25 protein-coding genes and 1 pseudogene are annotated in these 25,934 nt (G+C 59.9%); 7 read left to right on the top strand and 19 right to left on the bottom strand.

Features of this window, described 5'->3' with window-relative positions:
- Window positions 1-99: 99 nt before the first annotated feature.
- The 5 genes from ACNJYD_RS12290 to rocF form a co-directional block, all read right to left on the bottom strand.
- Window positions 100-378 (bottom strand): hypothetical protein, encoded by a 279-nt coding sequence (locus ACNJYD_RS12290; protein WP_172785470.1) that lies wholly within the window; start codon window positions 376-378, stop codon window positions 100-102.
- A 163-nt stretch (window positions 379-541) separates the two neighbouring features.
- Window positions 542-1,051 carry a PRC-barrel domain-containing protein gene (locus tag ACNJYD_RS12285; protein ID WP_172785471.1) on the bottom strand — a complete coding sequence of 170 codons (510 nt, stop codon included), beginning with the start codon at window positions 1,049-1,051 and terminating at the stop codon, window positions 542-544.
- A 225-nt stretch (window positions 1,052-1,276) separates the two neighbouring features.
- Window positions 1,277-1,486, bottom strand: coding sequence for a hypothetical protein (locus ACNJYD_RS12280; RefSeq protein WP_439366512.1), 210 nt, complete (start codon window positions 1,484-1,486; stop codon window positions 1,277-1,279).
- Between the two features lie 201 nt (window positions 1,487-1,687).
- On the bottom strand, window positions 1,688-2,107 hold the full coding sequence (locus ACNJYD_RS12275; RefSeq protein ID WP_439366511.1) for a hypothetical protein: 420 nt from the start codon (window positions 2,105-2,107) through the stop codon (window positions 1,688-1,690).
- A gap of 123 nt (window positions 2,108-2,230) precedes the next feature.
- Window positions 2,231-3,208 (bottom strand): arginase, encoded by a 978-nt coding sequence (gene rocF, locus ACNJYD_RS12270; protein WP_212255381.1) that lies wholly within the window; start codon window positions 3,206-3,208, stop codon window positions 2,231-2,233.
- 261 nt (window positions 3,209-3,469) lie between these two features.
- On the opposite strand from rocF, the gene ACNJYD_RS12265 reads away from it, so the two are divergent.
- Entirely contained in the window at window positions 3,470-3,730 is a 261-nt protein-coding gene (locus ACNJYD_RS12265) for a hypothetical protein (RefSeq protein WP_172785475.1), read from the top strand.
- A 576-nt stretch (window positions 3,731-4,306) separates the two neighbouring features.
- Here the strand turns inward: ACNJYD_RS12265 and ACNJYD_RS12260 are convergent.
- The 3 genes from ACNJYD_RS12260 to ACNJYD_RS12250 all read right to left on the bottom strand — a co-directional run bounded on the left by ACNJYD_RS12260 (window position 4,307) and on the right by ACNJYD_RS12250 (window position 6,312).
- On the bottom strand, window positions 4,307-4,612 hold the full coding sequence (locus tag ACNJYD_RS12260) for a DUF1330 domain-containing protein (protein ID WP_212255379.1): 306 nt from the start codon (window positions 4,610-4,612) through the stop codon (window positions 4,307-4,309).
- A 320-nt stretch (window positions 4,613-4,932) separates the two neighbouring features.
- On the bottom strand, window positions 4,933-5,595 hold the full coding sequence (locus tag ACNJYD_RS12255) for a phytochelatin synthase family protein (RefSeq protein ID WP_172785477.1): 663 nt from the start codon (window positions 5,593-5,595) through the stop codon (window positions 4,933-4,935).
- 213 nt (window positions 5,596-5,808) lie between these two features.
- Window positions 5,809-6,312: a methyltransferase family protein gene (locus ACNJYD_RS12250; RefSeq protein WP_212255377.1), complete on the bottom strand. Its 504-nt coding sequence runs from the start codon at window positions 6,310-6,312 to the stop codon at window positions 5,809-5,811.
- Window positions 6,313-6,692: 380 nt separating this feature from the next.
- Between ACNJYD_RS12250 and ACNJYD_RS12245 the strand changes: the two genes are divergently transcribed.
- A complete protein-coding gene (locus ACNJYD_RS12245; RefSeq protein WP_349628390.1) occupies window positions 6,693-7,697 on the top strand; it encodes a hypothetical protein in 1,005 nt (334 codons plus the stop codon).
- Window positions 7,698-7,887: 190 nt separating this feature from the next.
- On the opposite strand, the gene ACNJYD_RS12240 is transcribed toward ACNJYD_RS12245, so the two are convergent.
- Together ACNJYD_RS12240 and ACNJYD_RS12235 are read right to left on the bottom strand one after the other, a co-directional pair.
- The gene (locus tag ACNJYD_RS12240; protein WP_212255373.1) at window positions 7,888-9,081 is read right to left on the bottom strand and encodes a serine hydrolase domain-containing protein; all 1,194 of its coding nucleotides are present in this window, start codon (window positions 9,079-9,081) and stop codon (window positions 7,888-7,890) included.
- A gap of 18 nt (window positions 9,082-9,099) precedes the next feature.
- Complete coding sequence (locus tag ACNJYD_RS12235) at window positions 9,100-10,773, bottom strand: flavin-containing monooxygenase (protein WP_212255371.1); 1,674 nt, start codon at window positions 10,771-10,773, stop codon at window positions 9,100-9,102.
- A 363-nt stretch (window positions 10,774-11,136) separates the two neighbouring features.
- On the opposite strand from ACNJYD_RS12235, the gene ACNJYD_RS12230 reads away from it, so the two are divergent.
- Window positions 11,137-12,024: a helix-turn-helix domain-containing protein gene (locus tag ACNJYD_RS12230; RefSeq protein ID WP_212255369.1), complete on the top strand. Its 888-nt coding sequence runs from the start codon at window positions 11,137-11,139 to the stop codon at window positions 12,022-12,024.
- 673 nt (window positions 12,025-12,697) lie between these two features.
- Here ACNJYD_RS12230 and ACNJYD_RS12225 read toward each other — a convergent pair.
- Complete coding sequence (locus tag ACNJYD_RS12225; RefSeq protein ID WP_439366510.1) at window positions 12,698-13,795, bottom strand: alpha/beta fold hydrolase; 1,098 nt, start codon at window positions 13,793-13,795, stop codon at window positions 12,698-12,700.
- Window positions 13,796-13,871: 76 nt separating this feature from the next.
- Between ACNJYD_RS12225 and ACNJYD_RS12220 the strand changes: the two genes are divergently transcribed.
- A complete protein-coding gene (locus ACNJYD_RS12220) occupies window positions 13,872-14,468 on the top strand; it encodes a phasin family protein (protein ID WP_439366509.1) in 597 nt (198 codons plus the stop codon).
- A gap of 2,055 nt (window positions 14,469-16,523) precedes the next feature.
- Here the strand turns inward: ACNJYD_RS12220 and ACNJYD_RS12215 are convergent.
- Window positions 16,524-16,703: a hypothetical protein gene (locus ACNJYD_RS12215; RefSeq protein ID WP_172785485.1), complete on the bottom strand. Its 180-nt coding sequence runs from the start codon at window positions 16,701-16,703 to the stop codon at window positions 16,524-16,526.
- Between the two features lie 1,519 nt (window positions 16,704-18,222).
- Window positions 18,223-19,788: a winged helix-turn-helix domain-containing tetratricopeptide repeat protein gene (locus ACNJYD_RS12210; protein ID WP_439366508.1), complete on the bottom strand. Its 1,566-nt coding sequence runs from the start codon at window positions 19,786-19,788 to the stop codon at window positions 18,223-18,225.
- Between the two features lie 145 nt (window positions 19,789-19,933).
- On the opposite strand from ACNJYD_RS12210, the gene ACNJYD_RS12205 reads away from it, so the two are divergent.
- Window positions 19,934-20,173, top strand: coding sequence for a DUF1127 domain-containing protein (locus ACNJYD_RS12205; RefSeq protein ID WP_439366507.1), 240 nt, complete (start codon window positions 19,934-19,936; stop codon window positions 20,171-20,173).
- Between the two features lie 616 nt (window positions 20,174-20,789).
- Here ACNJYD_RS12205 and ACNJYD_RS12200 read toward each other — a convergent pair.
- From ACNJYD_RS12200 to ACNJYD_RS12190, 3 genes are all read right to left on the bottom strand, one after another.
- A complete protein-coding gene (locus ACNJYD_RS12200; protein ID WP_439366506.1) occupies window positions 20,790-21,047 on the bottom strand; it encodes a hypothetical protein in 258 nt (85 codons plus the stop codon).
- On the bottom strand, window positions 21,047-21,463 hold the full coding sequence (locus ACNJYD_RS12195) for a hypothetical protein (RefSeq protein ID WP_439366505.1): 417 nt from the start codon (window positions 21,461-21,463) through the stop codon (window positions 21,047-21,049). Before ACNJYD_RS12195 ends, ACNJYD_RS12200 begins: the two co-directional genes overlap by 1 nt.
- A 76-nt stretch (window positions 21,464-21,539) precedes the next feature.
- Window positions 21,540-21,731 (bottom strand): hypothetical protein, encoded by a 192-nt coding sequence (locus tag ACNJYD_RS12190; RefSeq protein WP_439366504.1) that lies wholly within the window; start codon window positions 21,729-21,731, stop codon window positions 21,540-21,542.
- 321 nt (window positions 21,732-22,052) lie between these two features.
- Between ACNJYD_RS12190 and ACNJYD_RS12185 the strand changes: the two genes are divergently transcribed.
- Both ACNJYD_RS12185 and ACNJYD_RS12180 read left to right on the top strand, forming a co-directional pair.
- On the top strand, window positions 22,053-22,397 hold the full coding sequence (locus tag ACNJYD_RS12185) for a response regulator (RefSeq protein ID WP_439366503.1): 345 nt from the start codon (window positions 22,053-22,055) through the stop codon (window positions 22,395-22,397).
- Window positions 22,398-22,565: 168 nt separating this feature from the next.
- A pseudogene (locus tag ACNJYD_RS12180) lies at window positions 22,566-23,359 on the top strand (ATP-dependent DNA ligase); the annotation flags it as partial.
- Between the two features lie 170 nt (window positions 23,360-23,529).
- On the opposite strand, the gene ACNJYD_RS12175 reads toward ACNJYD_RS12180, so the two are convergent.
- The 3 genes from ACNJYD_RS12175 to ACNJYD_RS12165 form a co-directional block, all read right to left on the bottom strand.
- Complete coding sequence (locus ACNJYD_RS12175) at window positions 23,530-23,745, bottom strand: DUF2721 domain-containing protein (protein WP_439366502.1); 216 nt, start codon at window positions 23,743-23,745, stop codon at window positions 23,530-23,532.
- A 148-nt stretch (window positions 23,746-23,893) separates the two neighbouring features.
- A complete protein-coding gene (locus ACNJYD_RS12170) occupies window positions 23,894-24,250 on the bottom strand; it encodes a hypothetical protein (protein WP_439366501.1) in 357 nt (118 codons plus the stop codon).
- A gap of 86 nt (window positions 24,251-24,336) precedes the next feature.
- Window positions 24,337-25,758, bottom strand: a complete 1,422-nt coding sequence (locus ACNJYD_RS12165; protein ID WP_439367470.1) for a DUF1254 domain-containing protein — start codon at window positions 25,756-25,758, stop codon at window positions 24,337-24,339.
- Window positions 25,759-25,934 lie beyond the last annotated feature (176 nt).

Genomic DNA, 25,934 nt, shown 5'->3' with positions numbered 1-25,934 from the left:
TCGAGTCGATTACCACGGGCTCGGTGCAGCCTCTCCCGCTTGCGGGAGAGGGAGCGCACCTCCATCATTGGAACGATCAAGCCTCATTCCATCGCGCTTTTAGGGCGTCACGGGATTGACGGTCGGAGAGGTCTTCGGCCGCTGCGGCTCGATCGGCGACTTCGGATCGGTCGGGAGCACCATGGCGCCGGCGGCCCGTGCCGCTTCGCCCGTGGTCGCAAACATCGCGACATGGGCCGGCTGTGTCTTGGCTCGGCTCCACGGCCCGTGGTCGACGATCAGCATGGCCGCAATCGTCACACCCGCCACGATCAGCGCGATCACGCCGGGATGGCGGAGAGCGTTGGGGATGGAATGCGCGAGGCTAGCATTTGTCATCGAAGGATCCGCATTTTTCCTCTCGCAGGTTAATTCGGTCGAGCGCCCTCCGGTTCCCCTGCCGTGAGCAGGTTCCCCGGTTCGCGCAAAGAAACCGGAGTGCAAGAGCCCAACGAAAGAGGGCCTCCATTCGGAGGCCCTCGGATCCATCAGCAATCGGTCTTTAGTTATAGTCCGAATACTTGAACTGCGGGAGCGCCTTCAACTGCTCCTTGTTTCCGCTCATGACCGCATGGTCGGGTACCCAATCATTGGTGTTGCGGCTCGTGGCATTCGTCGATGCCGCACCGGTTGTGGTCTCGCGCGAGGCGGGCGAGTTGCTGGTCGAGCTGGTCCGGACCGGCTCTTCCATGAACTTCAGCTTGTCGATGGAGACGGCGATATCGTGCTCGCCCATCCCCAGGAAGCCGCCGATGCCGATCACCACTGCGTTGATCTTGCCGCTCTTGTCGACGAGCAGCTCGTTGATGTCGCCGAGCTTCTCATTGGCCTCGTTATAGACGTTCAGGCCCATGAGCTTCGAGGCGCGCCAATTGTCCTTCAGCATCATCTTGTCGGCCGGCCGCGCGGTGGCAGCCGGCGCCGCTTGATCAGCCGGCTGGGCGGATTGCGCCAACGCGGCGCCGCTGATCAAAGCGCTGCCGATCAGAGCTGCGGCAAAAGTGGTTTTCATCGTCGTCTCCTCCAGTGAACCGGCATCCCGATGGATGCCCGCCCAAGAACGTCTGGATATTCCACTTGTTCCCGGCTGGGCACTCTGGGCGCAAGCTCTAAGCGTCGAACACGACGCGCAAAGCCATCACGATGATCGCTGAGATGAGAAATGAAATCGCGAGCAGGGTCCAACTCGGCCTCGTGCTCGCGCGGGCCAGGCGGACAACCAGCATCTTCAAGCACCTCAACATTCATCCCTGGGAAGTCGGTGCAGGTAGGCTATCCCGAAGCAGGCAAGCTCTTCGGTATCGCTTCGGTGCTCTTCCCATCTCCTCTGCAGATGGCGTTCCAGCAGACAGCGCCGGGTGTCGTCGGCAGCGACCTCGGGATGCCGCGCCCGGTACACTGTCCAGGCGGTGTCCGCGGCGTTCTTCAAGACGATGTCGTCGACCATCCCCGCTCTCCGGAAAACCGAACCTCGTCGCGTGCCAACTCAAGGACAGCTTCCAAGGTTTCCGCTTTTTCCCGGTCTTCGACCATTTGATGATTCAGGGCGACTTGATCGGATTGCCTCTAGGTCAGATTGCCTTGGCTCGGCGCGTCGCGGGCCGCGCTCGAATGGTCCGGGCCTTTCTCTTGAAGGGGGCGGTTTCGCTCACCAATCTCCGAAGAAGGGGCCGTGCCTCTCGAAAGCCAGCCGCGGTCCGGGCGCTCGTCTCGATAGCCTTGCCGAACGCTTGGCCTGCGGGCGGCTCTGCCAGGATCGACCGGCGGGCGGCTCTTGCTTGGTCTTGGCAGGAAGTGCTGCAGGCATGGCGGCCATCGCTTCGCGAATCGGCTGCGGCGGCGCTTCGAGCGGCGGCTCGGCCTGCGCGATCTGCGCAAGGTCGGCACGCGGTCGAGTGTCGAACACGATCTTCTCCGGAAGAGGTGTCGCCGATCGGATCCGGATCGTCGTTTTGGCGGGTTCGGGCGTATCGGCCCGTGCCAGCGGCGCCGGAAGATAGTGCTCCGCCGCGAAGATCAGCGCCAGGAGCAGCCCGCCGACAAAGACGAAGTATCGAATGATCGGCATGACGGCCACTCCGCGCCGCAGCGCGCGGCCTGCGAGAACCCACCAATCACGGCAAGGTTCCGAGGTATTGCCACTTTTTCCCGTAATGAGGATCGAGCTGTCAGCTGTCGCCTAGGCGCCGCTTCACTCGCCCGGCGCGATGGCATTGCTCGGCGTCGGCCGGTCTGTGATCTGCTGGCCGAACAGGCTGCCGATCAGCTCGACCGCGGTGCGCGCGGTCCGACCGCGCTCGTCCAGGAACGGATTGAGTTCGACGATGTCGACCGATCCGACCACGCCGGAATCGTGCAGCAGCTCCATGATCAGGTGCGCCTCGCGATAGGTGGCACCACCCGGCACGGTGGTGCCGACGCCCGGCGCCACGCAGGGATCGAGGAAATCGACATCGAAGCTGACATGCAGCACGCCATTGCTCGCCTTGACGCGCTCGATGACGCGGCGGATCAGGACGGCGACGCCGAACTCGTCGATCTGGCGCATGTCGACGATCCTGATCCGGCGCGAGCGCATCAGCTCCTTTTCGAGCTTGTCGATCGAACGCGCGCCGAACAGATCGAGTTTGTCCGGGAGAATCGAAGCGCGCGGATCGTCGCCGAGCAGGCCGTCAAGGCCCGGCTCGCCGCACAGGAACGCGGCTGACATGCCGTGCATGTTCGCGGTGATCGTCGTCTCCGGCGTGTTGTAGTCGGCATGGGCGTCGAGCCAGAGCACGAAGAGTTCGCGGCCGCGCTCCTGCCAATGACGCGCCATGGCATTGACCGACCCCATCGACAGCGTGTGATCGCCGCCGAGAAAGATCGGCAGCGCACCACTTGTCGCGATCTCATAGCCTCTGCGGCTCAGGACGCGGGTCCAGCGCTGGATTTCGCGGTAGTGATTGGCCATTTCGGGCGGCCTGTCGGTGAGGTCCAGGACTTCGGCTACCGACAGATCGCCATAATCAACGACCTCGAAATCAAGGCTTTCCAGCAATGTCGCAAGGCCGGCGGTGCGCAGCGCCGCGGGCCCCATCAAGGTGCCGCGTTGCGAAGCCCCCATGTCGATGGGAGCACCGAGCAAGGCGATGCGCCGGGCTCGATCCGTCATGGTCCGGTCGGTCACGGCTGCCTCCTGACATCAGCAAGGTTGACCCAGCCTAACAGAGATTCGCACCCGTCGTTTCCCGGGGAGCGCGCCGCGGCCGGCATATGATCAGGAACAAAATTCCCTGCGCTGAATTGCCCATCCAAGGCCGGCACCCGCCGTCAATCACGGCGCCTGTCGCGGATAGCCAAAGGTCATCAAGACCCGCTGTTCAGAACGAGCGCTCGCGCGGATAGCCAAAGGTGCCGGCTTCCATCAACACGCCTGGAGGTCGCGCCCTTGAGCACGGAGATACCGCAATCCACGTCCCAGCCCGGCATGGCCGAGCGTGCCATCGATACGGCCGCGGACGTATCCCGCACCATCGGTGAAGTCGCCGGAGGCCTGCACGCAGCGGTCGACCGCCTGACCTCCGCAGTCGAGGAATCGCGCAAGCCCGGCGGGGCACTCGCGACAGTCGCCGCGATCACGCGCGAAGCACCGCTTGCGAGCCTGTTCGTCGCTTTCCTGTTTGGCGTCGCGGTCGCGCGCCGGCGGTAGCTTTTCTGCGACCGCCCCTTTGCGAGCGTCCTCCATCAGGACTGGCTGGGCGCTGCGGTTCGGGCCGGAGCCGATGTGCCGAAGGCACTATTCGTCGCATTGCCGCGGTGGCACCTGCCAACGGCGGTCTTCACCTTGAAGGGTCGAATGCTGAGCGCGGTCGCGCAAGCGTTCGCGATTGCATTCGCGACGTCGCCAAGCCACATGCCCAAGGCAAGGCGGCAGGACCACACCATTAGCCTACCTACGCGAACAGCCTAATGCGATGTGGGGTCACGACCGGTGGTCGAAGCGAGCACGGCCCGCGGCCGGTCTACCAGCGATAGCGGACACCATAATGCCGCGGCCTTGTTCGGCTAGGGACCTTGGCTGTGTGAAAACGCGAAGACGCTCAATCGCGATAGAAGAAATTATTCGTCGAAGGCCGCTTTAGACGCTCAAGGCGCAAGCGGATTAAACTTGGAGGTCGGACTTGAAAATATCATTCTTCGCTGCGTTTCGATTCTTGAGTTTTTACACGGCCAGGACCAGAAGCGGACATCAGGGCTTTGATCAACAAAGTGCTGGAGCCCACTCCTATGATGGCTGCGGGCCTTCATAACCCTCGGTAATCGCCATGTCCCAAACCGACCTGCCTTCGCGCTCTTTCATTGCGGCGACATATTCGGGCGAGTTGTAGCACTCCAATGCCGCGCTATAGGTCGGAAACTCTAGGACGATCACTCGCGACCGTGGTTTGCCCTCTTTTGGCTCGACTTTGCCGCCCCGCGCTAGGAAGCGGGCCCCGTACTTCGCAAGCGCTTTGGCATTTGCCGCGATATAGCTCTTGTAGCCTTCAGGATCATTCACGTCCGCAAAAACAACCCAGTAACCCTTTGGCATGTTGCACCTTATTGATCAGAAAGATGCAATTAGAAAGGATGCGATGGAGAAGTTCAAGCGGCTGCTCGCTGAACCGACTAGTCGGCGCTCAGGACGGCTTTGGGTCCTTCGCGTCGGCTTAGCCTTGCCGCGATGACTTCCGGTCGACCCCGGTGAACGGACATGTCCGCCGCCGGTCGGCATATCTCAAACGGGCCACGAGCAGACCCATCGCAAGGCAGCAGCTCGCAACCTTGTTATTCGACCGCTTGGTCACCTCCACCGCCTCGCTCGCCTTCTTCAGCTCAAGGCTATACGTGACAGACCGCAGAGATTTGCAATTACTCGATCAGCAGCAGCCCGCGCTTCTTGTCGCCATCGTACGTATTTACAGCTGCGAACAGTCGTTTTCGCTCGACTAGCCATGGCTGGTAGCTGGAATTGACATCGAGCACGAAAACTAGATCGTCGGCTTCCAGATAGCCGCCAATGGGCGAATGATGTCCAACACCAGCACCAAAAATTTGCGCGCGATTGAAATTCACGATGTAGCGTCGGCCTGGATCGTTGGAGCGACGCAGATGCTCCAGAAACTGGTCCTCGCTGAGATCACGCAAGACAGTGACTTTGCGGCTCGTGTTGGTCCCCGCGACCTCGGCGAGCTCGTCAAGCGTGAGACCCAGGATGCATAAGCCTGTCCAGCACCGCCCGGTGCCAGCCAACACCTTGCCCTCCGTGCTTGCCGCCTCGCCGAGCGACCTATACGCATTCGCAACAGCTGCAGGTCCGCAACGAGAGCTATTTGACTGCCAGTTAACGTTCCTGTGGAATGTAGCTGCAACTGGCAGGTGCCACGCGCGTTCCATAAGCTCCGGTGTACGTGTTACCGAGGACGCTATGGCTTCTGTCGGCACGCGTGACTGGCCACCAACAAGGGCCCCGGCACCCAGCAGGCCCGCAGTGACAACCATGCAGATAATGCTGACTGAGCGCCACCGCTTCATGGGTCTGAACCTAGCAGCAGTCCGACTGGAGGCTGGCCAGATTATATCCTTAAGCATATTGGTGGGAACAGACCCCATAAATGCCCGTTGAGGGTCCAGCGCGTCGCTACGCGTCAGCGGTGACTTCCGGTTGGTTCTGGTGGAGGGACGTGTTGAGCGCCGGCGGACGGTCTCCAGCGGGCCAAATTCGGTCCTCATAATGCAGCGATCCTTTTATGCGGCTCGCCATGGCGTTACCCGCGGAATCCAGCGTGGCACATTAGCCCGAAAGCTCTCGTACTCCGTGCCAAATGTTCGCTCGAGCGTCGGTTCTTCGTAAATCACCACAAAGACATGGAAAAAAAGCCAGAGTAGCGCGCCGTACCAGAGGAGTCGCCAATCACCAAACAAAAGGGCCTGACCAAAAATGACTGCGACGACCGCGATGTAGATGGGATTTCGCACGTAGCGATAAAGCCCAGTCACTACGAGCGTTTGTGTCGGCGCGATCGGGGCGGGCGTCCCCAGCCCTTCCAGCGCAAAACGGGCAAATGAATCCACGAGTCCGGGCACTCCGACGATGATCAATATACCGCCGAGGATGCGGGTTAGATCGACGCCGAAAAAAGCTGGCCGAAATTCCCACTGCGTGACCCACCAAGGGACGAAGCCTGCCAGCACCAACGGCGCAATGACGAAGAACAGAGCGGAGCCCAAGACGGCAATTGCTTTCGACATTGCGTGCTCCCACAACCCGACAAGAATAGCTTAGCAAATCAATTTCTACGAGCATTGAACGCAATGAAGCGGACATCCCCGCGCTCTGGACTGAAGTCAGCCGCGGGGCCACTTCCAGACATCGCCGATAGGTATAAGATCAGCCGCCACCCGGAGAACGACAAGTGGCCCGAATAACTTCCTTGGTATGCATCCTAACGACTTTCATAATCATTGTGGTCGCCACTCCACGACGGGCTTTGGCAACATCAGAAGCGTCTGCATGCGGGTACCTCGCTGGTCTCATCGATAAGGCACCGCCAGGGCCGTTGTTCTTGCCCAGCTATCCGACCGTGAACTCGGGGCCTCTGCATGGCGCCGCATACCTCTATGACAATGCGGTGGCCGCCATCGCATTGGTCGGTTGCGGTGAGCAAGACAAGGCACGTCGCATCGGCGCGGCGATTCTCTGGGCCATCGACAACGACCGGAGCTGGCATGATGGACGGCTCCGGAACGCTTACGCCGGGGGTGTGGTGACGAATGGCCCTGTCAAGCTTCCGGGGTGGTGGGACAACACGCAGAACAAGTGGTTGGAGGATCGATATCAGGTCGGCAGCGATAACGGTAACATCGCGTGGGCCATGTTGGCGTTGCTGTCGATTGATGATGTGAACACCGGCTCTCGATTCCGCGATGGTGCAGCACGGCTTGGCACCTGGGTCGCGCAATGGGCCGACGGGCGCGGGACTGGCGGTTTCACGGGCGGTACGTTTGGGCACGAACCGACGCCCGAGTTGCGGACATGGAAATCGACTGAACACAATACCGACCTCGCCGCCGCGTTTGGCCTTCTTGCAACCCGTACAGGCGATTCGCGCTGGCGTGACATGGCAACAGCTGCTGAGCGCTTCGTGGATACGATGTGGGATCCGGCATGCGGCTGTTTCGCCGCAGGAACCGCCGAAGACGGCGTCACGCGCAATCCGATTTTGGCCCTTGATGCTCAAGTCTGGCCGTTAACGGCGCTCCCCGGAGCGGCGAGGAAATTTGCGTCGGCCATTACGACCGCCGAACAGCGAATGAGAGTCGACGAGGGCTTTTCTTACGGTGAAGACCGAGATGGTGTGTGGACCGAAGGGACAAGCCAAATGGCTCTCTTGCTGAAATTGCTCGGCAGGGCTGCGGAGGCAAAATCGTTGATCGCTGTCATCGACTCTCAGAGGTCGCCGGATGGCGGGTTCTATGCCACAAGTGTCCGAGCGCTACCGACCGGGTTCATGCTGGATACCGATCCGGCCAAGCCACGACTCTATTTCCGATTGCCACATCTTGGCGCTGCTTCGTGGGCTGCTCTTGCAGAACGCGGGTTCAATCCCTTTACGGCGACAAAAGAACTGCCGTAGTTGAACCGCAGTGGCGCCCGTCCAGCTCCGAATTGGGTCAAAGGCTGCCCTCGGCGGCTCCGGCGATGGCTTCCGCTCAGCCCTCGGAAGCGGACGGTGCGAGCCTAAGAGGGGAAGTCAGCCACGGGCCAAATGCGGAACAATCGCACGCGGCCGCTGTGGCCGCGTGCGAAGGAGATCAGGCCAGTCGCTAACTTACCATTCGCTGTTTCAGGCTCTGGTAAAATGCCGTCTCAAAATTCATGTAGCCGATAAACGACGCCGGATCACCGAAGGGAAGAATCTGTGTAGCCCAGAACCCGCCAAAGCCGTTCTGGCGATCGATCCAGTAAAACAGGTTGGCAAGGCCAGCCCAACCGAGCGCGCCGGCAGGACGGCCAGTGGGAGCTTCTTCATCATTGACCATGAAGCTCAGCGCCCAAGACTTGGACTGGCCGGGGAAGAACTCGGCATCATTGCACAGCGACGGGATGACGCCCGTGATCGGCGTCACCTTCTTGTCACCCAGTTGGTTCTTTTCCGCCATGCGGACGGTCTCCGCTTTCAACACCCGGCCGTGCTCGCCCACGCCGTCATTCAGCCACATGCGGATGAAACGCATGTAGTCGCCGATCGTGCTGTAAAGGCCGTGGCCACCCATGTGCACTTCGGGCTTGGCAGGCAGTTCGAAATCCATCGGTGTGAGCGACCCGTCGGCGCCTCGCGCATGGATCCCGGCGAGCCTCTGGCGCATCGCATCGGTCAGCTCGAACGTCGTCTCCTTCATGCGTAGCGGCTCGAAAATCCGAGTCTGGAATACCTCGCCGAGCCGGCACCCCCTGATGGCCTCGACGATCTGACCGCACCAGTCAAGATTGGTTCCGTATTCCCACCGTTCGCCGGGATCGAAAAGCAGCGGAGTCATCAGGCAGGCCTTGGAAGCGGTGATGACGCTTGGCTGACCCTTTTCCTGGGCCAGACGGTTATAGGTGTGGTTGATGAAGTCGTAGCTGAGACCTGCGGTATGGACCATCAGCATGCGCGTGGTGATGTCGCGTTTGGGCGCACGCAGGATCGGCTCGCCCTGGGCATCAAAACCCTCGATGACCTGGAGCTTGCCGATCTCGGGCGCGTAGCGCTTGGCGGGCGTGTCGAGATCGAGCTTGCCCTCTTCGACGAGCTGCAGGACCGCCGTGGCGGTGATTGCCTTGGTCGTGGAAAAGATGGCGAAGATGCTGTCGGTTGTCATCTCGGCCGGTCGGTCGAGACGGCGCTTGCCGGCAGCGCCTTCGTAGATGTTGCGATGGCGGTTCGTCACCATCGCGACGACACCGGGCACGCGCGGAGTGGATGTAACGACATCGTTGAGAACGGCGTCAGCCGCTGCAGTGAAATTCGTGTTCATGGTCTCCTCCCTCTGCATCTAAATGACGTTCTCCGTGGCGGCTTCGCGAGGACTCTGCATCGCAAAGCCTTGGTAGCCATTCGCGGCGACCTCGTCGCATTTCTGGCGATAACTGCCGACACCGCCGCAATAGGACAGAACGCGGCGCGGCTTGCCTTCGACATTCGAGCCCAAGTACCAGGAATTGGTCTTGGCGATCAGCGTCGCATTGGCGATCTCATCGTGATGCGCCACCCAGCTGTCCTCGGCGTCCTTCGTCGGCTCGACGACGTCAAGGCTCTTGCTGCGCATGTACCTGATGCAACCGTCGATCCATTCGACCTGCTGCTGCAGGCATGTCGTCATGTTGCAGAGCGCCGCCGAAGGCGCGAGCGGCACGGCGGTGGTGAAGAGATTCGGGTAGCCGTGAACCTGCAGACCCATCGTCGTGCGGATGTCCCTGCTCCAGTCTTCCTTCAGCGAACGGCCCCCCCGACCCCTGATATCGATGCGCGTCAACGCACCGGTTCCGGCGTCGAATCCGGTTGCCAGAATGATGATGTCGAGCTCGTGGATCGTTCCGTCGGCCGTCTGGATGCCCGCAGGCGTCACACGTTCGATCGGGTTGGATTTGACGCCGACGATCTCGACATTCGGACGATGGAAGGCTTCGAGAAACTTTTGCTCCAGTGGCACACGGTGCGTCCCGAAGCCATAATCGGTCGGAATTAGGGCTTCGCACAGCTTCGAATCCTTGAGCCGCTCGCGCATCTTCTCGCGCACGAATTCGGAGATCTCGGCGTTGACCTCGGGGTCAAAAAACAGCTCGGCGAAGGACGATATCCACAGCTTCAGGGAGCCGTCATCCCAGCAAGCCTGGAGTACCTCTCGGCGACGCTCCGGGGTGAGACCTGCCCAGGTGTGCTCGAAGTCGTATTCGAACCCGGTAAAGGTGTGCGGCAGGCGCTCGGTGAACGACGTGAACTTCGACTTATAGGCCTCGACATCGGCCGCGCCGTATTTCGGATTCTTCATCGGGATGATGTATTGCGGGGTGCGGATGAACACTTTGAGATGGCCGACCTCGCCGGCGATTGTCTGTATGACCTGAATGCCTGTCGCGCCGTTACCAATGACGCCGACACGCTTGCCTGCGAGGTCGACCGGCTGCTTCGGCCAGCGCGCCGTGTGAAACAACTGCCCCTTGAATGTCTCTTGACCTGGAAAGGACACGTGTGGGGCCGAGAGCATGCCGCAGCAGGTAACCAGGAACTGGGTGTCGATCACGTCACCCTTCTCGGTCGTGACCAGCCAGCGGTGGGTTGCCTCGTTGAAATGCGCGCTATTGACCGTGGTACTGAACTGGATGTCCTTGCGGAGATCCAGACGGTCGGCGACGTAGTTCAGCCAACGTTCGATTTCCGGCTGGCCCGGGAATTTCTCGCTCCAGCTCCATCCCTTGTAGAGCTCCTCGGAGAAGAGATACTGATAAATATAGGCTTCCGAATCGAAGCGCGCGCCGGGATAGCGATTCCAATACCAGGTGCCGCCGACGCCGGGGGCTGCGTCAATCGCCATCACCTTCAACCCCTGCTCGCGCAGACGGTAGAGCGCATAGAGTCCGGCGACGCCGGCTCCGATCACCACCGCATCGAAGCGCGCCGTCACATGCGCGCCGTTGCCTCCGTTGGACTTGGTCGCGTCTTCCGCCATATTTCCCTCCTTGATGTTTTCTGAGTGCGCACGGCCTTGCCCACCCGTCGCGTGGTCGGGTGGTGGTGCATCGCATCATTTTCCGTTTCGACAGATCGAAGGGGCGGTTTCACCCGTTTGCGCCGCTCTCTCCGCTCATGCCTGAAACGCGAGACAGCCTACGAGCGTGCTGACGCTCGCGGCTTGAACGAAACCGACAATCCTTTGAACGACGTGGGTGGCGCCGCGCCGCGAGGGCCGCAGTTCCTGGTGCAACTCGCTTGGCAAATGACAAAACCAGCTTATGCTGCGCGGTTGCCATCCGGCCAATGAGAGAAAAAAGCGGCTAACGCTTCCCAGAATCCAGGGAGGGAGGCTTGCGCGATGGGCCAATTCATCACGGTCGAGGAGCTGCCGCGCTACGCTCCTGGCGAACTGATGTTGGACAGCTCCGCGGTGGGAAAGGCCGATTTTCGGCTACGGGTGTTCCGCTATGCACCGTCTGACATCTGGGTGCCCCCGTCCGAGAACTATCTGATCGTCCTCTACCGCGAGGGCGCGACAGCGATGAACCGCAGGGTTACCGGGGCCTGGAAGCAGGATCACGTCGGCCGCGGCATCACGACGCTGCTCACGCGCGCGGAAGGCTCGAACTGGCGATGGAGCCAGGATATCGAGGTCAGTCATTTCTACATTTCACCGGCGTTTATGGCGAAGACTGCAAGCGAGGCGTTCGATCGCGATGCGCAACACGTCGAACTCCACGACTTGCTCAAGGTCGAAGACCCAATCCTGACCTGGATTGGTGATCAGATGGTGCAGGAGGTTGCGGCGGGGGGCCCCGGTGGCCGGCTCTGCTACGATGCGCTGGCGCTTCAGGCCAGCGTGCACGTCCTGCGAAGATATGCCTCGGTGCAGTTCAAATTGCCCTGTTCACAGGGGCGTTTCAGGCCTGCCCATGCAAGACTGATCGAGGACTATATCGAACAAAACATCTCGAGAAACATTACGCTCGAGGAATTGGCCAATATCTGCAACTGCTCGCCCGTTCAGTTCGCACGCAAATTCCATGTGCATTATGGAATGCGGCCACACGCCTTTGTCTTGAGCCGCAAGGTGGAACGCGCGTGCCAGTATCTGCGCAAGGATCGCCTGGCGTTGAAAGAGATCGCGCTGCTGAGCGGATTTTCAGATCAGAGTCACCTCAATCGAATCTTCCGCCGGCAGATGAACATGACGCCGGCGGAATATCGCAGGCAATACATGGGCTAGGCCGCTTTCTCTCTCGCTGGGCATTGCCTATGCGGTCGAGTAGGGCTGGCTGATGCTTCACGAAAGCGGAACTTACGCGAAGCTGCTCGCCCCCGGCGAAGATCTCCTCGCGACCGCTACGTCCGCAATGGCTTGGAATATCCCAGCCTTGCCGCCCTGCTCCGCGCGATCGAGGCCGAACAAACCTACAAGGAGACGTGATATGGAGCTGGCCCTCAGAACGTCCCTACGCTCTTCTCCATTGGCTCAGATCACACCCACGATGATCAATACTCCGAGCTCAATCAGTAGGAGCGTACCGGTTCCTGCGGAGATGAGAAACAAATCACCTAGTGACAAGTGCATGATCTGGCTCACATTTTGCCCTAGAAGCGGCCCTTGCATCCCTGGAACAGGGCTGGCAGGGCGGGATGATGGGGGCCGCTTCTAGGAGGTCCTTGACGCGTTCATCCGGCGCCAAGCGGTTCTCATTCTAATCCAAATTTAAATCTCGTCCAGCATTTAATTTATTTAAAGTAGCTGATTATATATTAACATTTAATCGAGCCACAGCTCGAGAATGCCTGGGATGGCACCATGTCGGATGCGTTGTTCGATTACTCTGAGGATCCAAGTGAGCTCAGACAGGCTGTTGAGCCGGAGGATAGGCCAACTAGACAACCCCTCCCTCCTCCTATCTCGTCATTGAATTGACGGCTTCCGCAATGGCAACGGGGTCTGCGTGCGTGACCATATGTCCGGCATTCGGAACCAGGTGAAGATCGGACCGAGGCAGCGCCTGATGTAAATCTCGAGCTTGTTTCTGTTCGATCACCTGGTCCTCTGCTCCATGGAAGATTTTCACGCGGGGGCTCATGGTCGAATAGTGGGCTTGGAACTGTGTTGCAGTTGGAATGAGGAGTGCGCTTTCCTCCGCAGCCGCTCTCAATTGTGTGGGCCTGAGAACGAGAGACGCTGGAAATTCGTTCTTGAATGTCGACGGGACGGACCGGGGCGCGAAAATCTTGCGGAAGGCTCCCGGCAACATGGCCCAGGAGATGATCGGCGCGACAGTGTAGCTGACCAAGTCGCCCAAGACCGGTATGGCCGGACCTGACATCAACCACACATCCAATCGGATGGTCGGGAAGTAGTAGCCGGACGCAAGCACAAGACCCCGGATCGGATAATCCTTCCGCATCCCGAGAGCGATAGCGACCAAGGCGCCCCAAGAATGGCCCAGCACCACAGGATCGCGGATCCCGAGTTGCTCGAGTCCCTTCACCAGCAGAGCTGCTTGAGCCGCTGCGCTCCATACTCGGAGCCGCGGCCGCTGACTATAGCCAAAGCCCGGACGGTCAAAGCACACCACGCGATTGCTGCGGGCAAGAAGATCGACCAGCCCACCGATTATGAAGTCCTGGATCATGGATCCGTTGCCATGAAGCAGCACGACGCAAGGGGCCGCGGGATCGCCCCGATCGATATAGTGGAGTACCACGCCGTCGCACTCGAGAAACTTGCCGATAGGCGGATTTCTTCGCTCGGCCAGTTTGGAGAAGCCGATGTTGCCGATGACGAGAAGCGCCAACATCAAGATAACGATGAGCAGGACGGTTTCAGCGGTGGTCATGACTGAGCCTTGAGTTAGGACCAAGAAACGTCTGATCCGCAGCGCGAGCAGACGAGCCAAACCAAGGAATAATTGGAAGTTGAAGTGCTCGTTCCTGCGCGCAATCGCGGAGGATTGATTAAAAGATCGCTCGGTCCGGAACGGCGCAGAATTGCTCACGTTTGCTCGCTAAGGATCGCATGTGACGAAGCGCATAGCGATCCGACCTCACCAACAAGAACGATGGAGCAACGAAATGGCCAATCCACGCCCAGAGGAAAAACCCACCCAAAGCCCTGAAGACACAATCCGCCGCGCCGGCGAGAGGACCGCCGAGCAGACCAGGCGGATCGGCTTGGCCACCGCCGAGGCGGGGGAGGAGGTGGCGCAAGCCAGCGGCCATCTCTTGCGACAGAATACCGAGATGTTGCAAAACGCTTGGCGCTTCGGACTCGACATGGCTGCGGCCATGATGGGTCGCTCGACTGATCAGCTGGGTCGCACGTTCGGTTTGACCGGCAATGAGGCGCAGCAGGCAGCGGAACGCTCGGTCCGCAATGCCGAAGCAATCATATACTCTACGACTGCAGTCGCCAAAGGAATGAATGGTGCATCGCGTGAGTGCTTCGATTTCGTTCGACAGCAGATCGAGAGGACCATGGACCGCACGAATGAACTCTGGAACTGCCGCACTCCTCACGATTTGGCCGCTGTGCAAACCGATCTGATGCGCGACACGATCAGGAGTGCGTTGGATACCAGCCGCCGGATGGCGGACTTGTCTCTGAAGGTGGCGGACGATGCCGGAAATCATATAACTCGGAGCATCGAACGCATGCGGCAGGCAGCCTAGGCGCGGCTACAATCATGGCACCGGCGCGGCGGACTCTCAGCCGCGCCTATGCCTGTCCCGCCCGCGAAGTTTCCGGCTTCGCCGCTTGCTTAAAGCAAGGCGGCACGGCCACACTAGGGCCCACAAGCAGACGAGAAAACTTGATTTACTGGCAGCCGTTGAAGAGCTTTAGGGGGAAGCCCACCATCCGTCGGGAAATGGCTCAAGCAACATCCAATCGATTAAGTTGTCGTTCTGAGGGACCCTGAGACCTCCTGCATTTCTGCCTGGTGGCGTGTAGCAGCGGAGGCGGACAGACAGGGCGCCGCGATCACGACCTCGGAGGCGGTGCGAAGCATGGCGTCTAGAGCGCAATGCGGGCGCACCTCGGGCGACGCGCTCTGCATCTTCGACCAGGCTTCGAAGATCTTCCAGTTCTGAGAGCTGAGAGGCGAGTTCGCCAAGTTGTTGCCGATAAAGCATTGCGCGAGAGCTTCGCATAAATGTCCTCCACAGTACAAAAAGCACTACTAAGACGGATCAAAGCAATCGGGATAAACTGGCAATCTACCATAGCCAAAAATCGGCTTTCAATACGTCAGGCTCATTGCCTCATACGGGGCTATCGCCGTCGAGTGTCTGTAGCAGCGAAGGGCAGCTGGGGGGTCACAAGCGGCGGTCGTGGCAAGCGCAGCCCTACGCCCGGTTTACGGGCAATAGCCGACAAGCATCGAAACTGCCGTTTAAAAGCGAGGGGCGGCCTCAGGCAGGAAGTCCACCCGTAAATTTCCCAAGTGTCGGCAATTTCGCTCGCTGGTTAACTGGTGCGGATCGAGCGCCGCATCATGAAAACTCCGAAGCCAAAACAATGGGCCGAGCAGGAGGTCCGACGGTTGATCACGCTGGCCCGACAGGGAGTTGGCGCCTCAAAGATAGCCGCCGAACTCGGCCGCCACGCCGGATCGGTGAGGCGCATGGCGCGAACGTTGGGACTGCTGTTGAAGAAGTAGTCCCCGAGCGATCTTGAAGGCAGCGCGGGCGGACCTACAGCCCGAAACCTTGGCCAACGTCCCGTATCAGCCTCAGCGCGGCGTCAGTATTGCGGCCGTGGAAGAGCGCGCGATCGAGCTGCGAAAGCATGCTCATTCCAAATAGCGCGATAGCAATGCCTCTAAACATGGTTGTGGACCGGGTTGAACGATGCAGCGAAAAGTTCAAAACGGCCCCAGCCGCAGGTTGGGAGAAACAGCCGGGGCCGGCATTCCCATTCCAATGTGCCGCGATCGGCGGTAATCGGCACGCTCCCAGCAAGCCACATGAAAGCTAACGAACTGTTTCGAAGGACCCGAATTCGAAACCGAAGCGCCTGGTCTCACAAGCGTGCACTTCGCAACGCAACGTAGCGCCAACAGCCCGTAATTCTACGTTGGGAGCGCCCCCGGAGCGGCAGACTGGTCGCCGTGGGTGTGGATGAAACCCTGCGGCTCGCGTAGCATCGGCAAGGGTCCAACGTCTCGCCGGGATCAGACAAATGAGCCGTTTCCTGCTGTGCCGTGTAGCCGCTACCTGCTTCGCCGGAGCTTTGGTCTTCCATTCCTCCGAAGCAAATGCCGTCTTTTGGCGCGGCATCACCGCGCCAACAAACATCGATATTCACGGGTGGCCGATCATCAAAGAGCCCCCGCCGAGTCCATGCCAGTGGATACGGGTCAGCGGTGGCTACTGGGTCCGACAGTGCGTTTACTAGGCCCCCGATCGCGAAATGATTGGTGATGATGTCGGCGGTATCGCTGTCCACATAGGAGCGCGAGTGCGGCGCTTGCTGGTGCAAGCGAGGTTTTCGTGTCGAGCACGGTCGTGGCGGGCTGCTTCACCTTGATCGGACTCATCTCCTGCAAGCAGATCTTTCTGCTCTTCGAGCGCAGATCGGCAACGAGCCAGAAGGCGACGCGGACCCTAGAGAGCCTTGCCTAATAGCCAACTGGGCTAACAGTTGATCACCACAGCCAACCATCGGTCCCGGTGGCTCGCATGGGAGGTCCATCGAAACGCAGCGCTTGGTCTGCCGTGGTACATTCACCCTTTTTGTTTCTCTTTTGCGCTTCTTCCATCGGAGCTTTTAGAGCGTTCTTCGAAGCGATCAGCGCCCTTCGCTAGATCGTGTCCCGTCTTGCTCTCGTTTTTCGCTTCTTCCTTAGCAGTCGCCTCGCGCAAGCCTTCAGCGGCCCGTTTCCCAGCTTTTCGTTCGTCATCCATGTGAAGCACCTTCCCTGACTATCACCACGCTTCGCCAGGAATACTCCGTGCAAATCCCAGCCAAGCCATAACACACTTCAATCAGATCGCTTGGACATTGTTCCAGTTGCTCGTGCGTATACTGGCTTAGAGCTGACCTCAGACGAGCCGCGCAGTCTTTGTCCGCCGAAAGAGAGTTCGAAGATTGCAACAGCATGTCCGCTTCGGGTCAACAGCGCCGATTGGCCTGCGGTGGGGTGCTTCCGCTTTGCCCCGACCCCGGACAACTCGCCGCGACGCGCTAATGGAAGCAATGGGCCATAAACCGTTCTTCCCTCAGGATAGGCGACCGATTCTGCAGCCTTGCAAAATCTCTCGCCGCACGCACCGCGCCCAGTGAATGCCACCGCGCCGACGCCGCTCAGCAAATTTGTTAAAAATGCAATTCCGCCTGCAGGGGAAAATTTGCGTGTGTGCGCCTTGATGTGGCTCGCCGTTGCGAGCCATGGAGGCGTGTAGCGATGGGACAAACGACTCGAATTTTGAAGCGGGCAACCGTCCTGCCGGATCTCCTGAAAATGCTTCAGGAACTCGAGGATTTACGAGAGAAGGTCCGGCTGGCAGAAGCCGCTCGCGTGTTGCACTAACGTTCGCCGATTTGAGGCGATGCTCCCGTGCGCCTTTAGTGGCGGGGGCCGAGATAGGCAGAGCCGTTATACGAGGAGTTCGGGAACGACTGCCCATCCAGCCACTTGCCTGAGGCATGAAGGACGACCCGGTCGTTCTACTCCCCGGAATGCTCGAGCCCTTGCGGCTCGCGCGCGTGTACGCCCTTCTCGTCGAGTGCATTGACGGTCTTTATCACCCCCGGCGGCAATCAGCCCGTGTGCGCCATGCCCTTGGCACGGAGAATGGTCGAGGGTGGCTGGCTCGTGAAGCGCGGGTTTCGTTATGAGCCGACGGAGCAAGGCATGCATGCGGCAGAATGATGCCGTCCGGCCTCACCGGCGCGCCGACCGTTCTGAGCGGCGGGCAGAGCATTCGAATTTGCAATGCAGCATGGTTCAATCCTCTTGCCGCGCCACAAATCCGCGAATAACGTCGGCCCCCTTGTTTGTAACTAGTTGGGTGGCTCGGATGAGGGATTTTCAAGCCAAGGTAGAGCGGTATGAGAGCCTTGCTGCTGAATGCGAATTGATTGCCAAGAGGGCAAATGAGAGCAATCGGGGCTTTTATTTGCGAGCGAGCGAGCACTATCGCCAATTGGCGGGCGAGGTCCGTGCTCTGATTGCGACGTTCGATCTCGCAGCCTAGGTGCCCGTCACTGCGACATGAACCTCACCGCCGAACCGTCCTTCGGCACCTCCGAGGCCGCGGTTCGAAAGGTGGTGGAGACCCGCGTAGGGAAAAGGCTAGGTCCGTTTAGCCGCTAGGAGCGGACGCCGCCGAAACGCGCGAGCACGGCCGCAAAGGGCCAAAACCCGACTCATGCGCGGCGCTTGCAGGGCCGCTAGTGCATCATCTCGCCAAAATAGGACTGCTATTCGGGTAACCCCGCTTTCCGGAGCCCCTCGATCAGCAGCTTCGCGTTCGATTGCCCGCCCCGGGCTATCCACCCTGATATGTTAAAGGCGGCGTCGAGCTCAAGCAGACGTGCCGCCGCTTCGCGTGACTCCGCATCCCGTCCGAGATGGGCGTATGCGGACGCGAGGCAGCGGTAAGTTGATGAATAGGAGGCGTTCTGACGCTCGGCCTTCTTTCCTGCTTCGACGGCCTCCTCAAAGCGACCAAGCTCAATCAAGGCCATCCCTATCCCGGCCATCACCGCGTGCAGCACCGGATCTAATGGGCTCATGCGGACGGCATGTTCAAAGCTGAGGATTGCTTCCTCGGGTAACCCCGCAATCCTGTAGACGTGACCTCTGCAGACCAAGGCTTGAAATGCATTCGGGTTAAGAGCGACCGCACGGTTCGCCATTTCGATCTCGGTTTGCCCAGCGCCGATCATGATTGCCGAGATAAAGCTGGCGGATGCTAACGTGTCTGCATCACCGTCGTCGATGCTCAATGCGAGGCGAGCAAGTCGAAGTGCCTCTCGGCGCTCGAATTGAGGATCGACAGCAAAGCCGAAGACGACGTTGAGCGCGTGACAGTTACCTGCCAGGCCGGCAGCCAGACCGAGCCGAGGGTCGAGCTCCAAGGCGCGATGAGCCAGCCTTATCGCCTCGGCAAAGCTTTCGCGGGTCATCGAACGGAACTCGCCCACGGCCCGGAGGTAAAAATCATAGGCGGTGAGATTCTCCGGTCGCCGCCGCGTCGCCATTGCGATCTCCGTTTGGAGCAGCTTCGGCTGAATGGCGGAGACAACCGCTAGCGTGATTTCATCTTGGAGAACGAAGACGTCTGTCAGGTCACGTTCGTATCTGTCCGCCCAGACATGAGCCCCTGTGGCTGCATCGATCAATTGTCCTGCGATGCGAACTTTTCCTGCGGCCTTGCGCACAGACCCTTCAAGCACATAGCGCACACCGAGCCTGCGCCCGACCTCCTTGATGTCTACAGCTCGGCCCTTGAAGGTGAAACTTGAATTTCGGGCGATAACGAACAGGGACTTGAACCGCGAAAGCGCCGTGATGATCTCCTCCACTATTCCGTCGGCAAAATACTCCTGCTCGGCATCACCACTCATGTTCTCGAACGGCAGCACAGCAATCGAGGGCTTGTCGGGTAGTGGGAGGGGGGCTTCCGTGAATTCAATATCGCGGCTCAAGATCGCCGCCGCGCCGGAAAGCTGGTTCACCTCGCGGACCGTGCCGATGAAACGAAAACCCTTGCGCGGTAACGTCTTGATCAGGCGCTGTGCCTCACCGGAATCGCCGATCGCGCTTCGCGCGGCATTCAGGCGGGTCGTCAACGCCGCGTCAGATACGCTGCGACCATTCCAAATGGCGTTGACGAGGTCGTCCTTGCTTACAACCCGCTCCCTGTTGCGGATCAGGTAATCGAGCAGGTCAAAAACCTGCGGTGTGATCGACACCGCATCAGTGCCCCGCTGCAGCTCGCGCCGGTCGGTGTCGAATGCGTATTCCTCGAAAAGATAGCGCAAGCTGCCATTCCTTCTCGGGGCCGCCTCTGTATTAGCGCATGAAGAATAAGCCGCCGGTAAGAGAAATGTAAGCCACCAGTTAAGCGCGCCGGCACCTCTTGCGGCAACTTCCGTCCTAGTGAGCAGTCCAGACAGGACACCCTCAATGAGCACGATCCACGGGACCACCGAGCTGGGACCGGCAACAGCAAGGCGGCAGGTCTACAGTCCTCTCGAAGCATACTGGAATGCATTTCAGGAGTGGCGCAAACGCCGGAGATTACTGGCCAACTTGTGCGACTTAAGTGACAGGGAGCTTATGGATATCGGTATTACGCGCGGCGAAATCGACTACGCCGCCTCGCACCGAGATTGCGATCCGCGAGGCATCCTATCCGGTGAATGAATGCCGATGGTAACGAAGGAAGGTCGGATTGGACACAACCAGAAGGCGTCATGGCGCAGATGCTGACCTCCGATACGGGTCAGACTGAGAAGAGCTCGGGCTGAGCAAATCTGGTCCGGTATGCTCCGCTGAGCAGACGCCGGCAGGCCGTGCCGCCACTTCGCATTCGGGCCACTGCGGTCATTCGGCACCCGGGCTTACTCTGGCAACCCCGCTTTCCGAAGGCCCTCAAGCAACAACTTCAAGTTCGACGTCCCGCCCCGCGCGATCATCGCAGATACTGTAAAGCCGGGATCAAACTCAAGCACATGGGCAGCCGCCTCACGCGCCTCAACGTCGCGTCCGAGATGAGCGAAAGCAGACGCGAGACAGCGGTACGTTGGTCCAAAGGAGGGGTCGCGCCAGCGGCGATCGTCATGCAAGCGGCGCTTCTTGCCGCTAATGAACTTGAGTTCGCTACGTCAGCTTTCGCCGCGAAATGAAGGCTGCCTTACTGGTTCCGTGGAGAACGATCCTTCCACGCCGCCAACAGGCCCATGCATGGCAGCAACCAAAGACAGTCCAATAGGTGGGTGGTAAGAACAACAGCCCAACCTCAGCTTCTGAAGTATATCGCTCATGCCCGCTCCTGCGATTGCAACCAAAGCTCTTCGTGAGAAGCATCGTCATCGCGCACCGCGCCAAGGCTGCCAAGGACACTGATGGGTGCTCGCTGCACGCTCTCCTCGATATGCGCCTCCAGCGTCACGTCGTCGCCGGGATGCACGATGACCCGTTCGATGCGGTGAACGAACCGGATCGGGTTGTCATCTTCGCTCACAATCGGCTGCAACGGCTTGCCCCATCCCCGATCGAGAATGGCGTTGGCGGCCATCACCCGGGCATGAGCGGAGCGTCCTTGTCGCGCATGATCTGCACGAGGGTCTTGATCGCGAGATTCGTGTGCGTCCGTGCCAAGGATTTGATTTCAGTCAACGCGCGCTGCTTCAGAGCGCGGCGAGCCGCCGCCCTCGCGAGAGCATTCTGCGAAAGAAGGTTGTAGTTCACGGCTTCAGTCATTTGGAAAATCCGTCTGAAATTTACTCCGGTCAATTTTGGATCGAGACGCAAAAAACCCGCGGCGGAAAAACCGGCGCGGGCGCAAAACAAACTCGTCTCGATGATGCTATTCTGCCAGTGTTTTGCCCGACGGGTCAAGCTAATCGGCTCTTGCAAGCGACTTCTTGCTTTACCGATCGAGGAATTGACGGGCTTAGGTTGCCCGGCAAAGGGACTGCCTTCGTCAGTCACCTCAAAGCGGTCGCGGCTCCTGAGCAGTAGGCCGGCGTCGTCCGCTCCGTGGTGTCATTCGGGGGCGGTTGGCTCCTCAGGGATGCGGCGGTTGCGAAGGTTGGCTAGGTGCGGGTAGACCCATTCCTTCTGCTTGCATCGCAGCAAGCCTGCGGTAGGCTGTTGCCTGGCGCTCAAGATCGGCTTTCAAGTCAGGGTCGGTCTCATCGGCAGCGAGCCGCTCGAAGGCAACTGCTCTTTCAAGGTAGCGCATCAAAGCATCTATCATCTGCCTGTCTCCGGCAGCATAGGATCATTTGTTCACCACTTGAGACCCTTCCTTGCTGAAGGGTAGCCAGCATATCAAGCCGCTGGCGTGGTGGCCGTTCCCCTCACTAGCGATTAACCTGCATCAGAAGGTCTTCAAGAACGGAAGGAAAGCTCCAGTTCTGTAGGAACGCTGCAGAATACACCTCGTTGCCGGACGTCGATGACACATTGTCCCTCCTTTGACTAACCCGGCCAGCACTGCTGACCGGGTTTTTCTTGCGTGATGGTTTGCCCGGGAACGTCCTGAATTTACATAAGTTAGGGAAGAGGAGTTTCGCCTATGGGTCACACCGTCTTGCTTGTAGATGATGATCCCGACGTGCTCGTCGTGCTCTCAAGCATGTTGGAGGATCTGGGATGCAAGGTCGTTTGCGCACAGAGCGGCGGCGAAGCGCTGGATACCTTGCGGGATGATGAAAGCATTTCCATCCTGATCACGGACATCAACATGCCGGGTATGGATGGTCATGAATTGGCCGAGCGCGCCCGACGCGACCGTCCGGCTCTGAAGGTGTTGCAGGTATCAGGCCGGGAGCCGCGACGGGGCGGCCTTCCTCTGCTCAGGAAGCCATTCACCGAAGATGACTTGGCGCGCGCGATGCAACAAACGACGGGTGTTTGCTAGGGCACGAGCTTGTTCGAGCAGCGCTCAAGCTCCTCGTCGATCGTTGCTCTTCTCTGAAGAGACTTCAGTTAACGCTTAGCGCCGCCGGCGCCGGCGCCGGCGCCGGCGCCGGAACGAATCCCCGTAAAACGATTCGAATCAAATGAGTTTGTTGCGTGGAGTTGTTAAGTGGCGTCCCAGCGTCAGCGGCGGGCACCGGCGATCGGCGTCAAGGCGCCCTTCCCGGGTTTTATCGAACCGGCCTTGGCAACCTCTGTCGAGAGGGTCCCGTCCGGGGAGCGATGGATTCACGAAATCAAGTTCGACGGCTATCGCGTCCAAGTGCATTTGGCCAACGAGGCCGTGACCGTCTACACCCGCCGTGGGCACGATTGGACCAAACGTTTCAAGAAGGTCGCCGAGGACGCCTGGCACATCAAGGCAGGCTCGGCGATCATCGACGCAGAGGTCGTCGTCCCGGCCGCTGACGGCACGACCGATTTCTCGGTGCTTCAGAATGAGCTCAAGGGCACGTCCTCCAAGATCGTGCTCGTGGCTTTCGATCTGCTCTATCTCAATGGACGAGACCTCCGCAGCCTGCCGCTGGTTCAGCGCAAGGCCGAGTTGAAGAAGATCATCGCCGGCACCGACGTGCAGTTCAGCGAGAGCTTTGAGATCGAGGGCCGCGCCAGATGTTCGCCCATGCCTGCAAGATCGGGCTTGAGGGCGTGGTCTCCAAGGTTCGCGACAGCGTCTACACCAGCGGCCGGAATAACAACTGGGCCAAGACGACCTGCGCGCAGCGCGAGACGTTGACCATCGCCGGCTTCGCGCTCGACGAAAGCAAGTGGGACGGCGTGTATCTCGGCCGGCGCAAGGGCGATGACCTCATCTACGCCTGCAAGGTCGACCACGGTTTCGACAAGACATCAGGCGCCGAATTGCGCAAGCGCCTGGAGCCACTGCGGCGCAAGAAGACGCCGTCCTAAAGCGCCATCCGCAGTCTGGATCTACGGCGGATGGGATCGACGCCGGGCCTCGGGGACTCAGCCAGCGCGCTCCAGGCCGCCGCCAGAACAGACGCGATGCCACCCAAAACCATTGGACGCCAAGCTTAGACGTGACGGTCACGATCCAAACACTGATCGAAGTCTCACATATGGTGGTCGAAATCCCTTAAGGCGATTCTCGTCTCGCGGGCGAGGTTGACCAGCGACAGGACAAAAAATATCAGCGCTGCAATAAACAGCATGGCGACGCCATACTCGTGCGCCAGATGCAGCAGCGCGCTCACGAACGCAACGATGATCAGCGAGGATGTAACAATTGCGCATAGGGTGGAATAGAATACCGCCTGGTTGAGAAGCACGGCGCGGAGCTTGAGACGGGGAATATCTTCCTTGAGGTACGCTTTGCGGCGACCGCGCCCAGCAGAAATGCCGGCGCTGCGACGCTGCCGATAATGCGAGACAGTTGTTCGACCGACGGCGTCGACGGCAACAGGTCGCCCATGCCAGCTACTCCAACGGCTCCACTTTCGCAGCCATGTCAGGCGCGCGGCTCACCCGGTAAGTCGCGTTGCTGCACTTCAGCACCCACACCGCATGATCGGGTTTTGACCGTTGCCGATCCCTGACCGCGCCAAGTAGTTTGTCGCAGACAAAACCTTGGATGCGTATCTGCGCCGCGAGCATGCTCTGCGGCGTTTCCCGAGCGGATTGGGCGAGTCCTTTTGTCAGTCCGCCGAACACTACGAGGATGAACGCGCCGATCAGCCCGGCCACAGTCCCGGATGCCCATCCCCATCGGACCAGTTTGAGCTTGGAGAAGACGAGCCACACCGGGACCTGGTAGAGAGTCAGGATGATAAGCATGACACGCTCCGGTTCGCGGGCAGTGAAAGCGCGCTTGGCCTGTGGATCGCGCGCTGGCGCCGAAGCGCCGACGCGCGCGACGCCCCTCATTGCGCCGACAGGCCGACCGTGGTCTGCGTCCGTACGACCGGGGGCGGATTCCATTTCCCGGTCAGCGCCTCCGATTTCGGACCGTAGAGCCGCATGGTCAGGTTGAAGGCTCCCTTCGGCGCAGGAAGCCAGTTGGCTTCCTTGTCCTTGCCAGGACTCTCGTTCTGGAAATAAATGTCGAGCGAACCGTCGCCGTTGTACTTGAAGGGCATCCAGCTGGAGACCGCAAACCGGTTCAGCACGTTGCCGACCTGGAATCCCTCCGGATCGTACAGCGTGATCGACCAGAAGCCATTGACCGGCGGAGCCGCCTCCTTCTCGAAGGTGATCGTATACTTGTTGGCGCCGTCGAGCGGCTTGCCGGATTCGTCGCCGAGGTTGAGCGGATAGATGGCGTCTTCCGGCAGGTTGGCGCCGAGTCCGAGTTGCGCGATGATGGCGCGCTTCAAATAATAGTTGCCGTAAACACCCATGGTGTCGGTGTTCATTGACCAGCCGTTGGCGACCCGCGCCAGCGTCGCCACCTTCCACGCCATCAGCTTCTGCGATTCCTCCGGCACGGCTTTCAGCGCCCGCTGCACCGCCGGATCGAGCCTGGCAACGTCAAGGCTTTTGCCGGGCTCGATGCCGATCCGCTTCATTTGCGCGATGATCGGCTCGTCGGTGATGTGGGGCGGATGCAGCTTCAGCAATTCGGCTGCATAGGCGAAGTAAGCGTCGCCCGACATGGTATCGACTTGCACCTTCGGCGGCGTCTTCATGTCGACGCTGGGATCGATTTTCACCTCGATCGGCTTCGGCGGCTTGCCGAATTCGGAGAGCAGCGTGACCTTGTAGCCGGCCTGGATCTTGTGGACCGCGTCGTAATCCGGCGGACCGTCGGTCTTGGTGCGGCCGATCACCCAGACGTAAGGCGTCGGCGCGTCAATGCGCTGGGTGTCCTTGGGAAGCCTGAATTCCTCTGCGAATTTCTCACGCAGATCGGGCCGCCAGCCCGGTGGCGTGATCAGGAAAGTTCCTGCCTTGGTACCGGTCGTGCGCCAGCCGGGCGATGCGAACACATCCGACCACATATCCAGCATCGGCAGCAGATAAAAGCGCCCATTGGTGTCCGGTACTGAAACGACGACCGGCTCCTTGCTCGTGTCCAGCCACGATACGGAATACAGCGTATCGAAGTTGGGCCGCACCACGACCTTGTAATTCGCCGGCGGATACTCAGGCACATTGACGAATGTGTTCATTGGGCCTTTGAAGCTTTCCTTGCCCGGTTCGACGTTGGTGGACTGCTTTCGTGTGATGTCCATCGTGATGAGCGGGTAGAAATAGACATAAGCGTCCGCTGCGATGGCGCGCGCCTCCTGTTCGGTGATGGCGGGTGATGCGCCCTGCGTCTGCGCTTGTGGGGCGGCCAGCACCGCGAGGCTGGCGAGAAGGCTCAGGCCTCCGGTGGTCGCTGTACGACGAGTGATGTTCACGTTCGATCCTCCCTGGTTGAGTTCTTGACAACCGCGAACCTGCCCGAGGCGCGGTCACTGTCTGCTTCTGGGACGAAGGCGGACCGATTCCGTCCCAAGGTACCATTCTTGCCGAT

It is taken from the genome of Bradyrhizobium sp. SPXBL-02, assembly GCF_051853065.1.
GTDB lineage: Bacteria > Pseudomonadota > Alphaproteobacteria > Rhizobiales > Xanthobacteraceae > Bradyrhizobium.
Note: the sequence above shows the minus strand (reverse complement) of the source record. Positions and strands in the feature narration are given on the sequence as shown.

Bases quoted from the DNA above. Each gene is read 5' to 3' on its own strand.
- ACNJYD_RS12290 (WP_172785470.1), bottom strand. From the start codon at position 378: ATGACAAATGCTAGCCTCGCGCATTCCATCCCCAACGCTCTCCGCCAT.
- ACNJYD_RS12285 (WP_172785471.1), bottom strand. From the start codon at position 1,051: ATGAAAACCACTTTTGCCGCAGCTCTGATCGGCAGCGCTTTGATCAGC.
- ACNJYD_RS12280 (WP_439366512.1), bottom strand. From the start codon at position 1,486: ATGGTCGACGACATCGTCTTGAAGAACGCCGCGGACACCGCCTGGACA.
- ACNJYD_RS12275 (WP_439366511.1), bottom strand. From the start codon at position 2,107: ATGCCGATCATTCGATACTTCGTCTTTGTCGGCGGGCTGCTCCTGGCG.
- ACNJYD_RS12260 (WP_212255379.1), bottom strand. From the start codon at position 4,612: ATGCCAAAGGGTTACTGGGTTGTTTTTGCGGACGTGAATGATCCTGAA.
- ACNJYD_RS12255 (WP_172785477.1), bottom strand. From the start codon at position 5,595: ATGAAGCGGTGGCGCTCAGTCAGCATTATCTGCATGGTTGTCACTGCG.
- ACNJYD_RS12250 (WP_212255377.1), bottom strand. From the start codon at position 6,312: ATGTCGAAAGCAATTGCCGTCTTGGGCTCCGCTCTGTTCTTCGTCATT.
- ACNJYD_RS12240 (WP_212255373.1), bottom strand. From the start codon at position 9,081: ATGAACACGAATTTCACTGCAGCGGCTGACGCCGTTCTCAACGATGTC.
- ACNJYD_RS12235 (WP_212255371.1), bottom strand. From the start codon at position 10,773: ATGGCGGAAGACGCGACCAAGTCCAACGGAGGCAACGGCGCGCATGTG.
- ACNJYD_RS12230 (WP_212255369.1), top strand. From the start codon at position 11,137: ATGGGCCAATTCATCACGGTCGAGGAGCTGCCGCGCTACGCTCCTGGC.
- ACNJYD_RS12220 (WP_439366509.1), top strand. From the start codon at position 13,872: ATGGCCAATCCACGCCCAGAGGAAAAACCCACCCAAAGCCCTGAAGAC.
- ACNJYD_RS12215 (WP_172785485.1), bottom strand. From the start codon at position 16,703: ATGGATGACGAACGAAAAGCTGGGAAACGGGCCGCTGAAGGCTTGCGC.
- ACNJYD_RS12205 (WP_439366507.1), top strand. From the start codon at position 19,934: ATGAGCACGATCCACGGGACCACCGAGCTGGGACCGGCAACAGCAAGG.
- ACNJYD_RS12200 (WP_439366506.1), bottom strand. From the start codon at position 21,047: ATGGCCGCCAACGCCATTCTCGATCGGGGATGGGGCAAGCCGTTGCAG.
- ACNJYD_RS12190 (WP_439366504.1), bottom strand. From the start codon at position 21,731: ATGATAGATGCTTTGATGCGCTACCTTGAAAGAGCAGTTGCCTTCGAG.
- ACNJYD_RS12185 (WP_439366503.1), top strand. From the start codon at position 22,053: ATGGGTCACACCGTCTTGCTTGTAGATGATGATCCCGACGTGCTCGTC.
- ACNJYD_RS12170 (WP_439366501.1), bottom strand. From the start codon at position 24,250: ATGCTTATCATCCTGACTCTCTACCAGGTCCCGGTGTGGCTCGTCTTC.